This window comes from Streptomyces sp. E2N166, assembly GCF_003671715.1.
Taxonomy (GTDB): domain Bacteria; phylum Actinomycetota; class Actinomycetes; order Streptomycetales; family Streptomycetaceae; genus Streptomyces; species Streptomyces thinghirensis.
Map to the genome: position 1 here is coordinate 990,687 of NZ_RAIF01000031.1, position 14,332 is coordinate 1,005,018.

The 14,332-nt window shown below is 70.6% G+C and carries 13 protein-coding genes, 1 pseudogene and 1 riboswitch; of the genes and pseudogenes, 9 read left to right on the top strand and 5 right to left on the bottom strand.

Going from position 1 to position 14,332, the window contains the following annotated elements:
• Positions 1-320: 320 nt before the first annotated feature.
• From tsf to EBH09_RS26635, 4 genes are all read left to right on the top strand, one after another.
• Positions 321-1,157, top strand: a complete 837-nt coding sequence (gene tsf, locus EBH09_RS26620; RefSeq protein ID WP_121749409.1) for a translation elongation factor Ts — start codon at positions 321-323, stop codon at positions 1,155-1,157.
• 206 nt (positions 1,158-1,363) lie between these two features.
• Entirely contained in the window at positions 1,364-2,122 is a 759-nt protein-coding gene (gene pyrH / locus EBH09_RS26625) for a UMP kinase (RefSeq protein ID WP_007444937.1), read from the top strand.
• Between the two features lie 181 nt (positions 2,123-2,303).
• Positions 2,304-2,861 carry a ribosome recycling factor gene (frr, locus tag EBH09_RS26630; RefSeq protein ID WP_121749565.1) on the top strand — a complete coding sequence of 186 codons (558 nt, stop codon included), beginning with the start codon at positions 2,304-2,306 and terminating at the stop codon, positions 2,859-2,861.
• Positions 2,861-4,018, top strand: a complete 1,158-nt coding sequence (locus EBH09_RS26635) for a phosphatidate cytidylyltransferase (protein ID WP_121749410.1) — start codon at positions 2,861-2,863, stop codon at positions 4,016-4,018. The genes frr and EBH09_RS26635 overlap by 1 nt, the downstream gene beginning before the upstream one ends.
• Before the next feature lie 89 nt (positions 4,019-4,107).
• On the opposite strand, the gene EBH09_RS26640 is transcribed toward EBH09_RS26635, so the two are convergent.
• On the bottom strand, positions 4,108-4,593 hold the full coding sequence (locus EBH09_RS26640; protein WP_121749411.1) for a VOC family protein: 486 nt from the start codon (positions 4,591-4,593) through the stop codon (positions 4,108-4,110).
• 259 nt (positions 4,594-4,852) lie between these two features.
• Here EBH09_RS26640 and rlmN point away from each other — a divergent pair, with 259 nt between their 5' ends.
• The 5 genes from rlmN (at position 4,853) to EBH09_RS26665 (ending at position 10,844) form a co-directional block, all read left to right on the top strand.
• Positions 4,853-5,959 (top strand): 23S rRNA (adenine(2503)-C(2))-methyltransferase RlmN, encoded by a 1,107-nt coding sequence (gene rlmN / locus EBH09_RS26645; protein ID WP_121749412.1) that lies wholly within the window; start codon positions 4,853-4,855, stop codon positions 5,957-5,959.
• 66 nt (positions 5,960-6,025) lie between these two features.
• Positions 6,026-6,131, top strand: a riboswitch (TPP riboswitch).
• A 78-nt stretch (positions 6,132-6,209) separates the two neighbouring features.
• Complete coding sequence (locus tag EBH09_RS26650; RefSeq protein WP_193776546.1) at positions 6,210-7,298, top strand: thiamine ABC transporter substrate-binding protein; 1,089 nt, start codon at positions 6,210-6,212, stop codon at positions 7,296-7,298.
• A gap of 44 nt (positions 7,299-7,342) precedes the next feature.
• Positions 7,343-8,944: an iron ABC transporter permease gene (locus EBH09_RS26655; RefSeq protein WP_121749413.1), complete on the top strand. Its 1,602-nt coding sequence runs from the start codon at positions 7,343-7,345 to the stop codon at positions 8,942-8,944.
• Positions 8,945-8,998: 54 nt separating this feature from the next.
• Entirely contained in the window at positions 8,999-10,018 is a 1,020-nt protein-coding gene (locus EBH09_RS26660) for an ABC transporter ATP-binding protein (RefSeq protein WP_121749414.1), read from the top strand.
• A 25-nt stretch (positions 10,019-10,043) separates the two neighbouring features.
• Positions 10,044-10,844: a maleylpyruvate isomerase family mycothiol-dependent enzyme gene (locus tag EBH09_RS26665; protein ID WP_121749415.1), complete on the top strand. Its 801-nt coding sequence runs from the start codon at positions 10,044-10,046 to the stop codon at positions 10,842-10,844.
• Positions 10,845-10,965: 121 nt separating this feature from the next.
• Here EBH09_RS26665 and EBH09_RS26670 read toward each other — a convergent pair whose 3' ends face one another.
• The 4 genes and pseudogenes from EBH09_RS26670 to EBH09_RS26685 form a co-directional block, all read right to left on the bottom strand.
• Positions 10,966-11,685, bottom strand: coding sequence for an LAETG motif-containing sortase-dependent surface protein (locus EBH09_RS26670; protein ID WP_121749416.1), 720 nt, complete (start codon positions 11,683-11,685; stop codon positions 10,966-10,968).
• A gap of 155 nt (positions 11,686-11,840) precedes the next feature.
• Positions 11,841-12,995, bottom strand: a complete 1,155-nt coding sequence (locus EBH09_RS26675; RefSeq protein WP_121749417.1) for an LOG family protein — start codon at positions 12,993-12,995, stop codon at positions 11,841-11,843.
• A 26-nt stretch (positions 12,996-13,021) separates the two neighbouring features.
• The gene (locus EBH09_RS26680; RefSeq protein ID WP_121749418.1) at positions 13,022-13,429 is read right to left on the bottom strand and encodes a VOC family protein; all 408 of its coding nucleotides are present in this window, start codon (positions 13,427-13,429) and stop codon (positions 13,022-13,024) included.
• Positions 13,430-13,560: 131 nt separating this feature from the next.
• Positions 13,561-14,332, bottom strand: a pseudogene (locus EBH09_RS26685) (hypothetical protein); the annotation flags it as partial.

Sequence of the window (14,332 nt, forward strand, 5' to 3'; positions counted from 1 at the left end):
GAAGAAGGCCGACGCCGAGACCGCCGAGAAGCCCGCCGAGGCTCCGGCTGCCGAGGCCGCCCCCGCCGCCGAGGCCCCCGCCGCCGAGGCTGCCGCCACCGAGGCCCCGGCCGAGGAGGCGCCCGCCGCCGAGGCTCCGGCCGCCGAGGGCGAGCAGGCCTGACCGTCCCGTCGGCGTCGACGGCGGGAGCGGTGACATGAGATCCGCTCCCGCCGTTCACCCGTAGGTCGGTGGAGGGACACGGACCTGCAGCTCCACGCAGGTCCGGATGCCCGCAAGATCTTCGATCTTCCAGACTTCCAGAAAGATTCACAGACTCATGGCGAACTACACCGCCGCCGACGTCAAGAAGCTTCGTGAGCTTACCGGCGCCGGCATGATGGACTGCAAGAAGGCGCTGGACGAGGCCGACGGCAGCGTCGAGAAGGCCGTCGAGGCGCTCCGCATCAAGGGTCAGAAGGGCGTCGCCAAGCGCGAGGGCCGCTCTGCCGAGAACGGCGCCGTCGTCTCGATCATCGCCGACGACAACACCTCGGGTGTCCTCGTCGAGCTGAAGTGCGAGACGGACTTCGTCGCCAAGGGCGACAAGTTCCAGAACGTCGCCAAGGCCATCGCCGAGCATGTCGCCAAGGCCGCCCCGGCCGACCTCGAGGCGCTCCTCGCCTCCGAGATCGAGTCCGGCAAGACCGTGCAGGCGTTCGTGGACGAGGCCAACGCCAACCTCGGCGAGAAGATCGTCCTGGACCGCTTCGCGCAGTTCTCCGGCGGCTTCGTGACCGCGTACATGCACCGCACGATGCCCGACCTGCCCCCGCAGATCGGTGTCCTCGTCGAGCTGGACAAGCCGAACGCCGAGATCGCCAAGGGCGTCGCCCAGCACATCGCCGCCTTCGCGCCGAAGTACCTCTCCAAGGAGGACGTCCCGGCCGAGGTCGTCGAGTCCGAGCGCCGCGTCGCCGAGGAGACCACCCGCGCCGAGGGCAAGCCCGAGGCCGCCCTGCCGAAGATCGTCGAGGGTCGCCTCAACGGCTTCTTCAAGGACGCCACGCTGCTGGGCCAGCCCTACGCGCTCGACAACAAGAAGTCCGTGCAGAAGGTGCTGGACGAGGCCGGTGTCACCCTGAAGCGCTTCTCGCGCATCAAGGTCGGCATCTGAGTCCGTACCGCGACGGACGCGCGACCCCGGTAGGGTCGACAGCAGTCGTCGGCGCCGTTCGCGTACGCCGTTGCGTACGCGCGCGTGGCGGCGGACGACAGCAGATCTGACGAGGAGGCCATTGCCGCGTATGGGATGCGAAACACGCCCCCACCGGCAGTGGCCTTCTTCGTGTGTGTGACCCACGTAAAAGAGGCGAGATCTCCATGACCACCAAGGCCGAGAAGAGCGACGACGGCAAAGTACGCGGCCGCTTCATGCTGAAGCTGTCCGGAGAGGCCTTCTCCGGCGGTGGGGGCCTGGGCGTCGACCCCGACGTGGTGCACGCCATCGCCCGTGAGATCGCGGCCGTCGTCCGGGACGGCGCGCAGATCGCGATCGTCATCGGCGGCGGCAACTTCTTCCGTGGCGCCGAGCTGCAGGTGCGCGGCATGGACCGCGCCCGCTCCGACTACATGGGCATGCTCGGCACCGTGATGAACTGCCTGGCCCTCCAGGACTTCCTGGAGAAGGAGGGCGTCGACTGCCGCGTGCAGACCGCCATCACCATGGGCCAGGTCGCCGAGCCGTACATCCCGCTGCGCGCCGTGCGTCACCTGGAGAAGGGCCGCGTGGTCATCTTCGGCGCCGGCATGGGCATGCCCTACTTCTCCACCGACACCACCGCCGCCCAGCGCGCCCTCGAGATCGACGCCGAGGCGCTGCTCATGGGCAAGAACGGCGTGGACGGGGTCTACGACTCCGACCCGAAGACCAACCCGGACGCCGTGAAGTTCGACGCGCTCGGGTACGGCGAGGTCATCACCCGCGACCTGAAGGTCGCCGACGCGACGGCCGTCACGCTCTGCCGCGACAACAGCCTCCCGATCGTGGTCTTCGAGCTTCTGAAGGAGGGCAATATCGCCCGCGCCGTCAAGGGTGAGAAGATCGGCACGCTTGTGGGTGACCAAGGCAGCCGGGACTGACCGGAGAAGCACCCCCTGTCCGCGGACGCCACCTGTCCGGGGGACGGACGGGACGGGACCGGACCGGGGGATGGACAATGTCCCGCCGGTCGGGAACCGTGCAGGAAGAACGCGACGCAGCCGGCCGCCGGCCCGACAGGGAACCGCAGCCGGGCCTACTCAAGACACGCAGGAGCAAGTGGTGATCGAAGAGACCCTCCTCGAGGCCGAGGAGAAGATGGAGAAGGCCGTCGTGGTCGCCAAGGAGGACTTCGCCGCGATCCGCACCGGCCGTGCGCACCCGGCGATGTTCAACAAGATCGTGGCCGACTACTACGGCGCGCTGACGCCGATCAACCAGCTGGCCTCGTTCTCCGTGCCCGAGCCGCGCATGGCCGTGGTGACCCCCTTCGACAAGAGCGCCCTGCGCAACATCGAACAGGCGATCCGCGACTCCGACCTGGGCGTCAACCCCAGCAACGACGGCAACATCATCCGGGTGGTGTTCCCCGAGCTCACCGAGGAGCGCCGCCGCGACTACATCAAGGTCGCCAAGAGCAAGGCCGAGGACGCCAAGGTCTCCATCCGCTCCGTGCGCCGCAAGGCCAAGGACGCCATCGACAAGATGGTCAAGGACGGCGACATCGGCGAGGACGAGGGCCGCCGCGCGGAGAAGGAGCTCGACGACACCACCGCCAAGTACGTCGCCCAGGTGGACGAGCTCCTGAAGCACAAGGAAGCGGAGCTGCTCGAGGTCTGATGAACGACTCTTCCTGGGGAGCGCCGCCACAAGCCGGGTACTGGGGGGCGTCCGACCAGGGGCCTGTCCAGGGGGCTGCCCCGGCGGGTCCCGCGTACGATGCGCATTACGCGCAGCAGACTCGCCCCATGCCCATCGTGCCCGACGTACCCGAACACGGCGGAGACCAGGATGACGGTCAGGGGGCCGCTCGGCTGAGCGGCCCCCTGTTCCGAGACGAGCCGTTCCGCGACGAGACGCATCGCGGAGAGAATCCGTCGGCGCAGCCGTATGCGGCGGTGCCGCAGAATCCGGAGCCCATGCCCGACGCCCCCCAGCCGGCGCAGCCGCAGCCGCAGAAGAAGACCGCGGGGCGCGACCTGGGCGCGGCGATAGGGGTCGGCGTCGGGCTCGGCGCGGTGATCGTCGCGTCGCTGTTCGTCGTCAAGGCCGTCTTCGTCGGTGTGGTCGCGGTCGCCGTCGTGGTGGGCCTGTGGGAGCTGACCAAGCGGCTGGAGGAGCGCAAGGGCATCAAGGCGCCCCTCGTGCCGCTCGCGATCGGCGGCGCGGCGATGGTGATCGCCGGGTATGTGCGGGGTGCCGAGGGCGCGTGGGTCGCCATGGCTCTCACGGCGCTGGCGGTCCTCGTATGGCGGATGACCGAGCCGCCGGAGGGCTACCTCAAGGACGTCACGGCGGGGCTCTTCGCCGCGTTCTACGTTCCTTTCCTGGCCACGTTCGTCGCGATGATGCTCATGGCCGACGACGGTGCGTGGCGCGTCCTGGTCTTTCTCCTGCTGACGGTCGTCAGCGACACCGGGGCCTACGCCGTCGGCTGGCGCTTCGGCAAGAACAAGCTCGCCCCGCGCATCAGCCCCGGCAAGACCCGTGAGGGCCTGCTCGGAGCAGTGGCGTTCGCGATGGTGGCCGGTGCGCTGTGCATGCAGTTCATGATCGACGACGGCATCTGGTGGCAGGGCCTGCTGCTCGGCCTCGCGGTCGCCGTCAGCGCCACACTGGGCGACCTCGGCGAGTCCATGATCAAGCGGGACCTCGGCATCAAGGACATGGGCACGCTGCTCCCGGGCCACGGCGGCATCATGGACCGCCTGGACTCGCTGCTGCCGACGGCGCCGGTGGTGTGGCTGCTGTTGGTGATCTTCGTCGGTTCCGGCTGACGGCCCGGTCGTTGTCCTGACGGGTAAGGCCCGCTGCCCCCTGGGCGGCGGGCCTCTCGGTATCCGATCCGGGCATATGGCCATCGTGGTCACCCGGCAGCAGTCAGGCGGCGCCGCAGTTCCTCCTCCGAGACGTCCTCGATGTGGGTCAGAAACACCCACATGTGACCCGAAGGGTCCTTGAGGATGACGGTGCGGTCACCGTGGAACATGTCCTTCGGCGGCTGGAGGATCTCCGCGCCGGCGGCCTCTGCCCGCTCCGCCAGGCTGTCCACGTCCGGCACGAAGACGTGCAACGTGACGGACGTGCCCCCGCCCAGCGAGGCCGGCGCGGCGAACGAGGCGGCCTCCGCCTCGTCCACGCTGGAGTCGCCCAGCATCAGGGTCGACCGCCCGATGGTGATCTCGGCGTGCATGATCCCGCCGTCCGGAGCATCGATCCGGAAGTTCTCGCGGGCGCCGAACGCCCGCCGGTAGAAGTCGATCGCCGCGGCGGCGTCGTCGACCATGATGTGTGGGATCACGGCATAGCGGTAGCGGTCGGGGATCGTGAAGTGGGCTGTGTGCTCGCTCATGGCGAACCTCCTCGAAAAGGCACGCTGATCGGTTCCTGCGGATCGGGTTCCTGCGGCTCGGTCCCTGTGGCTTCGAACGGAGCCTAAAAGCTCAAGTTTGGTCCAGGTCAAGCGGCGATGCGGCGCCGCGGGAGCTGCCGGAACGACACCGACATCCCCTGCCTCACCGATCGGAAGTCACAACGCCGATCCGGGCGCCCGGTCACGCGGCCTGGTCTCCCGCAGGCCACCCAAGTCGATCTGCGACACTGGTTGAGTCATGCCTAAGCCCGGAGAACTCACATTCGTCGCCCCCCGCGGAGCCAAGAAGCCGCCGCGGCACCTCGCCGACCTCACGCCCGCCGAGCGCAAGGAGGCCGTCGCCGCGATCGGCGAGAAGCCGTTCCGTGCGAAGCAGCTCTCGCAGCACTACTTCGCGCGGTACGCGCACGACCCCGAGCAGTGGACGGATATTCCCGCCGGCTCGCGCCAGGGGCTCCGGGAGGCGCTGCTGCCCGAGCTGATGTCGGTCGTGCGGCACTTGTCGACCGACCAGGGCACCACGCGCAAGACGCTGTGGAAGCTGTTCGACGGCACGCTCGTCGAGTCCGTCCTCATGCGCTACCCCGACCGGGTGACCATGTGCATCAGCTCCCAGGCGGGCTGCGGCATGAACTGCCCGTTCTGTGCCACGGGGCAGGCGGGCCTGGACCGGAATCTGTCCACCGCCGAGATCGTGCACCAGATCGTGGACGGGATGCGCGCCCTGCGGGACGGTGAGGTCCCCGGAGGACCGGCCCGGCTCAGCAACATCGTATTCATGGGCATGGGCGAGCCCCTCGCCAACTACAACCGCGTCGTCGGCTCCATCCGCCGCCTCACCGACCCCGAGCCCGACGGACTGGGTCTGTCCCAGCGCGGCATCACCGTCTCCACGGTCGGCCTCGTGCCGGCGATCCACCGTTTCGCCGACGAGGGCTTCAAGTGCCGCCTCGCCATCTCGCTGCACGCCCCCGACGACGAGCTGCGCGACACCCTCGTCCCGGTCAACACCCGGTGGAAGGTGCGTGAGGTGCTCGACGCCGGGTTCGAGTACGCGGAGCGGTCGGGCCGGCGGCTGTCGATCGAGTACGCGCTGATCCGGGACATCAACGACCAGGCGTGGCGCGGTGACCGGCTCGGGCGGATGCTCAAGGGCAGGCCCGTGCACGTCAACCTCATCCCGCTCAACCCCACGCCCGGCTCGAAGTGGACCGCTTCGCGGCCCGAGGACGAGAAGGCGTTCGTCGAGGCGATCGCGGCGCATGGCGTACCGGTGACGATCCGGGACACCCGTGGTCAGGAGATCGACGGGGCGTGTGGTCAGCTCGCCGCGAGCGAGCGGTAACCTGACCGGCGTCGTGCATCGTCGTACGACAACTTCATACGGAAGTACGTCCGGAACCACATCTTCATATTCCGACAGGGGAGCGCCACAGCGCTGAGAGTGCGGCACCGGCCGCAGACCCTCCGAACCTGGCCCAGGTCATTCTGGGTAGGGAGATCGGTCACCACTCGAGCTGTTGCGCCCTGCCCGGGACCCTCGCCAGGGTTCCGGGCGGGGCCGCGTCTTCTCCTGGTCACCCAGGAGGAATTCAGTGAGCATCACCAAGAAGGCCACCGTCCTGGCCGTCGGGCTCGGTATGGTCGGCGGCCTGGCCGCCTGCGGATCGTCGTCCGACGGCGGCAGCCAGGGCTCCGGCGACGCCAAGACCGTGACCCTCGTCAGCCACAACTCGTGGGCCGCCTCGAAGGACGTCATCGCCGCCTTCGAGAAGAGCTCCGGCTACAAGGTCCGGGTCCTGGAGGACGGCGACGCCGGGCAGGCCGTCAACAAGGCCGTCCTCACCAAGGACAACCCGCAGGGCGACGTCTTCTTCGGCGTCGACAACACACTGCTGTCCCGCGCGCTCGACAACGGGCTGTTCCAGCCGTACGAGGCGAAGGACTCCGACCTGGTCCTCCCCGAGTACCGGGCCGACCAGGACAAGCACCGGGTCACGCCCGTCACCACCGGCGACGTCTGCGTCAACTACGACAAGGCGTACTTCAGCGAGCACAAGCTGACCCCGCCGGACTCGTTCGACGACCTGATCAAGCCCGAGTACAAGGACCTGCTCGTCACCGAGAACGCGGGCACCTCCTCGCCCGGCCTCGGCTTCCTGCTCGGCACCGCCGCCGAGTACGGGGACGACGGCTGGCGGGACTACTGGAAGAAGCTGAAGGCGAACGGCGTAAAGGTCGTCGACGGCTGGGAGCAGGCGTACAACGAGGAGTTCTCCGGTTCGTCCGGCGGCAAGAAGGCAAAGGGCGACCGCCCGCTCGTCGTCTCCTACGCCTCCTCCCCGCCCGCCGAGGTCATCTACGCCGACCCGCAGCCCGACACCGCGCCGACGGGCGTCGCCACCGGCACCTGCTTCCAGCAGGTCGAGTACGCGGGCCTGCTGAGCAACGCCGAGAACCCCGAGGGCGGCAAGGCGCTGCTCGACTTCCTCATCGGCAAGCAGTTCCAAGAGGACATGCCGCTGAACATGTTCGTCTACCCGGTGCGGAAGGGCGCCGAGATCCCCGAGGCGTTCCGGAGGTTCGGGCCCGAGGCCGAGGATCCGCAGACCATGGACCCGGCGAGGATCGCCGGCAATCGCGACCAGTGGGTCAAGTCGTGGACCTCACTCGTACTGAAGTAGGCAAGGCCAGGACTTCCCGCGGGAGCGCGGCGCGGCTCGCCCTGATGGCCGTGCCCGTCGCGTTCTTCGCGGTGTTCTTCGCCTACCCCGTGGCCGCGATCGTCGCGCGCGGACTGCGGATCGACGGATCCTGGCAGTTCGGACGCGTTGCGGACGTACTCGCCCAGCCCGACGTCCGGCACGTGCTGTGGTTCACCACCTGGCAGGCGCTGGCCTCCACCGCGCTGACCCTGCTCATCGCACTGCCCGGCGCGTACGTCTTCGCCCGGTTCGACTTCCCCGGCAAGCAGGTCCTGCGGGCCGTGGTGACCGTCCCGTTCGTGCTGCCGACGGTCGTCGTCGGTACGGCGTTCCTCGCGCTGGTCGGACGCGGCGGGCTGCTCGACGAGCTGTGGGGCGTACGGCTGGACACCACCGTGTGGGCGATCCTGCTCGCACACGTCTTCTTCAACTACGCCGTCGTCGTACGCACCGTAGGCGGCCTCTGGGCGCAGCTCGACCCGCGGCAGGAGGAGGCCGCACGGATGCTCGGCGCCTCGCGGCTGAAGGCCTGGCGGCAGGTGACGCTGCCCGCGCTGGCGCCCGCCGTGGCCGCCGCCGCGCTGATGGTGTTCCTGTTCACCTTCACGTCCTTCGGCGTCGTCCAGATCCTCGGCGGACCGGCCTTCTCCACCCTGGAGGTGGAGATCTACCGGCAGACCTCGCAGATCTTCGACCTGTCCACGGCCGCCGTGCTGACGCTGATCCAGTTCGCCGCGGTGGCCGCCATCCTCGCCGTGCACGCCTGGACGGTACGGCGGCGGGAGACGGCCCTGCGGCTGGTGGACGCGGCCACGACCGCGCGCCGGCCGCGCGGGACCGGGCAGTGGGCGCTGCTGGCCGGGGTCCTGGTCACCGTCGCCGTGCTGCTCGTGCTGCCGCTCGCCGTGCTGGTCGAGCGGTCGCTCGGCGCTCCCGGGTTCGGCTACTACCGGGCGCTGACCCGGGAGGACGGCGGCACCTTCCTCGTCCCGCCCATCGAGGCCGTCGGCAACAGCCTCCAGTACGCCGTCGCCGCCACCGCCATCGCCGTGGTGATCGGCGCGCTGGCCGCCACCGCGCTCACCCGCCGCGACGCGGGCCGCTTCGTACGCGGTTTCGACGCGTTGCTGATGCTGCCGCTCGGGGTGTCCGCCGTGACGGTCGGCTTCGGGTTCCTGATCGCGCTGGACGAACCCCCGCTGGATCTCAGAGCCTCCTGGATCCTCGTGCCGCTCGCGCAGGCGCTGGTCGGCGTCCCCTTCGTGGTACGGACCATGCTGCCGGTGCTCCGGGCGGTGGATGTACGGCTGCGGGAGGCGGCGGCGGTACTCGGGGCGTCGCCGTGGCGGGTGTGGCGGGAGGTGGACCTGCCGATGGTGCGGCGGGCGCTGCTGGTCGCGGCCGGTTTCGCCTTCGCGGTGTCGCTCGGGGAGTTCGGCGCGACCGTGTTCATCGCGCGGCCCGACAACCCGACGCTGCCGGTCGCCGTGGCGCGGTTGCTGGGACGGCCCGGGGACATGAACTACGGCCAGGCGATGGCCCTGTCGACGATTCTGATGCTGGTGTGCGCCGTGGCCCTGGTGGTGCTGGAGCGGCTGCGGACCGACCGGAGCGGGGAGTTCTAGGGATGCGCGGAGTTCTAGGGATGCGGGAGTTCTAGGGATGCGGGAGTTCTACGGATGCTGCTGAGCCTCGAAGGCGCGACCGTCCGTTTCGGTGGGCGGGCCGTGCTCGACGCCGTCGACCTGGGGGTCGCCGAGCACGAGGTCGTGTGCGTGCTCGGGCCCAGCGGCAGCGGCAAGTCGACGCTGCTGCGGGCGGTCGCCGGGCTCCAGCCGCTGGACGCCGGGCGGGTGACGCTCGGCGGGCGGGACCAGACCGGGGTGCCCGCGCACAAGCGCGAGGTCGGGCTGATGTTCCAGGACCATCAGCTCTTCCCGCAGCGCGACGTGGCCGGAAACATCGCCTTCGGACCGCGCATGCGTGGCGCCTCCCGCGGCGGACAACGGGAGCGCGTGGGGGAGTTGCTGGAGCTGGTCGGGCTGCCGGGCGCTGAGCGCCGGTCCGTCGCCGCGCTCTCCGGCGGTGAGCAGCAGAGGGTGGCGCTGGCCCGCGCCCTCGCGCCCCGGCCCCGGCTGCTGATGCTGGACGAGCCGCTCGGCCAGCTCGACCGCTCGCTGCGGGAGCGCCTGGTCGTCGAACTCCGGCAGATGTTCGGCCGGTTGGGTACGACCGTGCTCGCCGTGACGCACGACCAGGGGGAGGCCTTCGCGCTCGCCGACCGGGTCGTGGTGATGCGGGACGGGCGGATCGCCCAGTCGGGGACGCCGCTGGAGGTGTGGCAGCGGCCCGCCGACGCCTTCGTGGCGCGCTTCCTCGGCTTCGACAACGTGGTCGACGTGACCGTCACCGGGCAGGCCGCCGACACCCCGTGGGGCAAGGTGCCGGTCCCCGAGGATGCTCCGCAGGGTGCCCGTACCCTGCTCGTCCGGCCCGCCGGCGTGCGCATGGTGGCCGCCGGCCAGGGCCTGCGCTGCACGGTCACCGCGCGTACCTTCCGGGGCACCCATGTCGCCGTCCACCTCCAGCCCGAGGACGCGCCGCGCCTGGAGGCGGCGTGCGCGCTGCGGGCGGCACCGGAGGTCGGGGACACGACGGGGGTGGAGTTCGACGGGGCGGAAATCGTCGTGTTGCGATGATCATCCGGTTCGTAGGGTAGGAGGCATGACACTCCTTGCCCACGACCGCTACTGCGATGAAATCGCCCACCAAGTGGGCCGGTTCGGTGCCGTGCTGTCCTCCGGCGCCGACCTGTCCGCCACAGTGCCGACCTGCCCGGACTGGACGCTGGAGGACCTGGTGCGGCACGTCGGCCGCGCCCTGCGCTGGACGGAGCTGATCGTCCGTACCCGCGCCGAGGAGGACGTCCCGTTGGACCGCGCGCCCGGATCCGAGGGCCCGCGGGTGACGGGGGACGCGGCCGCGCTGGAGGCGTGGCTGGCGGAGTCCGGGGAGACGGTCGTGCGCGCGCTGCGGGAGGCCGGACCGGACGGGCGGGCGTGGTCGTGGTCCGGGAACCACACCGCGGGCTTCTGGGCCCGCCGGATGACGCACGAACTCGTCGTCCACGGGGCGGACGCGGCCCTCGCGGCGGGCCGTCCGCGCGAGGCGGTCGCCGCCGAGGTGGCGGCCGACGCGATCGACGAGTGGCTGGAGATCGTGCGGTTCGTCCAGCGGGTACTGCCGGACGGGCCGGCCAAGGGCCTGCGAGCGCCCGGTCGGAGCATCCATCTGCACGCCACCGACACCGCCGCGGACCTCGGCGCCGAATGGCTGATCGAGCTGCCCGAGGAGGGCGTCACGTGGCGCCGCGCCCACGAGAAGGCGACCGTGGCCCTGCGGGGGCCGCTCACGGACGTGTTGCTGGCCTTCTACCGCAGGCTTCCGCTGGACACCCCCGGGCTCCAGGTGCTCGGCGACCGCGAGCTGCTGGAACTCTGGCTGGAGAAGGCGGCGTTCGGCTGAGGCGACGCCGGGCGTCGCCTGGCGGCGTCAGTCGAGGCGAGTCGAGGCGAGGCGGGACGACGTGACGGTGGCCCGTCCCCGGCCGGGGACGGGCCACCGCTGCGTACGGAGGCGCGAGGCGTCAGCGGTTGCTGTTCGCTCCGCGACGGCGCAGGCCGAAGAAGACCGCGCCGCCACCGATGGCGACCAGAGCCGCCGCGATGCCGGCGATCATGCCGGTGTTGGAGTTCGCGCCGGTCTCGGCGAGGTTGGACTCACCGGCCGCCGGGGACGGGGCGTTGTTGCTCGGCACGGCCGCCGGAGCGGTGCTCTCGCTCTGGGACGGCGCCGGGGCCGACGTGGACGGTGCCGGGGCCGGCGTCTCCGTCTCCTCGGCCGGGGTGGAGGAGCTCTCCGACGGGGTCGGAGTCGGGGTCGGGGTGTCCTCCGTCTTGCAGGGGGTCGACGGGGTCACGAGGTTCGGCTTGATGTCCTCGTCGACGTACTTGTCGGCCTTGACATGGATGCGGTACTCGGCGTTCGGCTTCCAGTCCGCGGCGAAAGTGATGGTGCTGCCCTCGCGTGATCCCTTGACCACCTGCTCGCCGATCTTCTCGGCGTCGGCACCGTTGTTCTGCAGGTAGACGGTGACGGTGGCGGGGATGCCGGCCGGGTCCACGTCGGTGACGGTGATGACACCCTTGTCGCCTTCGCACTTGGCGGCGGCGGAGAACTCGCTGATGTCGCAGGCGAGCGCGTTGCCGGCGGCGCCGATCGCCAGGGCCACCGAGGCGGAGGCGACGCCGAGGGCGCGGACGCCACGGCGGGATGCGGTGCTTCTGAGTATGGACAGGACTGCCACGTTTGTCCTTTACGGGAGCGCAGATGCGGGGGGTGGAGAGGGTGCTGACGCGTGATGATCGGCATCAGCACACCCACGAGCCTCACTGGTCTATAAGCGGTACATAAGCAGTGTCAACGCATATGCCTGCCAAGGGCGTTGGCTTTGCCGTCTTATTAACCACCGAGACGTTTCAGCGCTCCGGGGGCCTCCTCGATCCGGTCGACGAGCGCGATCCGGGACTCCATCGTCCGTCCCCCGGCGAGCGACGTGAGCAGCGGCCACGCGGGCAGCTTCTCCGTCCAGTGCGCCCGGTCCACCAGCACCATCGGCGTGGGCTCGCCCCGCGACTCGTAGTAGTTCGGCGTCGCGTTGTCGAAGATCTCCTGTACGGTCCCGGCGGCGCCCGGCAGGAAGACCACGCCCGCGTTGGAGCGGGCCAGCAGACCCTCCTCGCGGGTGGCGTTGGCGAAGTACTTGGCGATGTGCGCGGCGAAGGCGTTGGGCGGCTCGTGGCCGTAGAACCAGGTCGGGATGCCGACCGAGGCGCCACCCGCGGGCCAGCGTTCACGGACCTCGAACGCGGACCGCGCCCAGTCGGTGATCGACGGGGTGAACGACGCGACCTTGGCGAGGAGCAGCAGCGCGTCGTCCAGCATCCCGTCGTCGAACGGGGCCGCGTAGGCGCCCAGGTTCGCCGCCTCCATCGCGCCCGGACCGCCGCCGGTGGCCACGGTGAACCCGGCGCGGGCCAGTTCGCGGCCCAGGCGGGCGGCGCCCGCGTACGACCTGGTGCCGCGCGCCATGGCGTGACCGCCCATGACGCCCACCACCCCGGCGCCGGTGAGGAGTTCGTCGATCGCGTCGGAGACGGAGTCGTCGTGGATCGCGCGCAGCATGGAGGCGAAGACGTCGCCGTCCGCCTTGGTCTGCTGGAACCAGTCGTAGGCGAGGGCGTCCGGTGTCGCCTCGTACCCCCCGTCCAGACGGGCGTACAGCTCGTCGGGGGAGTAGACGCGTCCGCGGTACGGATCGAAGGGCAGGCCCGGTATGGGCGGGAAGACCAGGGCGCCGGCGGCGCGCACCCGGGTGGCCGCCTCGGGTGCCATCGGGCAGCCGAGGAAGACGGCGCCCGTGGGGTCCGCGGACATCAGGGCGTCCGTACGGGCCGTCAGATCGACGGCCTGGACGCGGTAGTGGGCGAGTGTGCCGTGCGCCGAGACGACGGAGTCGAACTCGGCGAGGCTCTCGATCTCCCGGTCGTGGGAGGCGTGGTGGGACTGGAGCTGGGCCTGTGACCGGGCCTTGGGCCGGGCGGGTGTCGGATCCACCCGCCCATGCTAGGCATGCGCCCGGCTCAGCCCTCGACCGCCGCCGGGTCCATCCACACGACCTCGAAGGTGTGGCCGTCCACGTCGTCGAAGGCCCGGCCGTACATGAAGCCGTGGTCCTGGGTCTCGCCGGAGACCGAACCGCCGGCCGCGACCGCCTTCTCCACCAGCTCGTCGACCTTCTCGCGGCTCTCGGCGCTCAGCGCGATCAGCACCTCGCTGGACTTCGTCGAGTCCACGATGTCCTTCTTCGTGAACTGGCGGTACTTCTCCGGCGTGTGCACCATCACGACGATGGTCTCGCTCAGCGGGATCGACGCGGTGGTTTCGTCGCTGAACTGGGCGTTGATCTCGTAGCCGAGCCCGGTGAAGAACTTCTTCGAGGCGTCGAGGTCGTTGGTGGCCAGGTTCACGAAGATCATCTGCTGGTACATGAGGGCCTCTCCCGTCGGTGTCCTGCTGTTGTCGTGCTGTTCGAAGGGTTAGACGCGAGGGGCGGGCGGAACTCATCGCTGGTTCGCGAATTTCTTCGAGAATCTTTCTCGGCCGGGTCGGCGGGTGCGGGTCAGCCGGCCAGGGGCAGTGACGCCAGTTGCGCGACGATCAGGGTCAACGGGCCGAACAGGGCGAGCAGCGCGCCGGCGCGCACGGCGGCGGCGGCGCGCAGTGTGGCCGGCGGCGCGCCCAGCCGCAGCAGGGCCTCCGTCGTGTCGGCGCGGGCGTGTTTGGCCTCGACGGCCGCGGTGAGGAGGGTGGCCACCGTGCAGCCGGCGACCAGGAGGGCGCCGAGGACGCTCAGCGGGCCGAAGTCCGGTCCGTCCGTGCCGTACAGGACGGACCCCGCGTACGTCGCGGAGGCCACGGCGCAGACGACGCCGAGGGGGCGGCCGACGCGGTGCGACTCCTCCATCAGGACTCGGCCGGCCAGGAGGCGCAGGGCGCCGGGGCGGGCGGTCTGGAGCAGACGGCCGCACAGGTGGGTGAGGCCGGGGCCGGCCATGGCGAGGCCCAGGACGGTGAGGGCCCAGCCGAAGAGGACGCCGGCGGAGGGGGTGGCGTCGGGCGCGGGGGCAGCCGTGTTGCCGGCGTAGGTCTCCACGGCGAGGCCTGCGGTGAGGACGGCGATGCCCCAAGGAAGGGTGGTGGTGTTCTGGGGGCGGGGTGTGGGTGCGGGTGTGTTTGTGGTTGCGGCCTCGGTCGGGGCCGGGGCCGGGGCCGGGGACGGGCTGTCGGGTACGGCGTCCGGTGTCGGCTGCGGGACGTCCGTCGGGGGTGCCGGGTGGGTGGCACTGGCGTGCGTCAGCAGGGCACCCCCTGCGCCCACCTGTGCCGCCTCA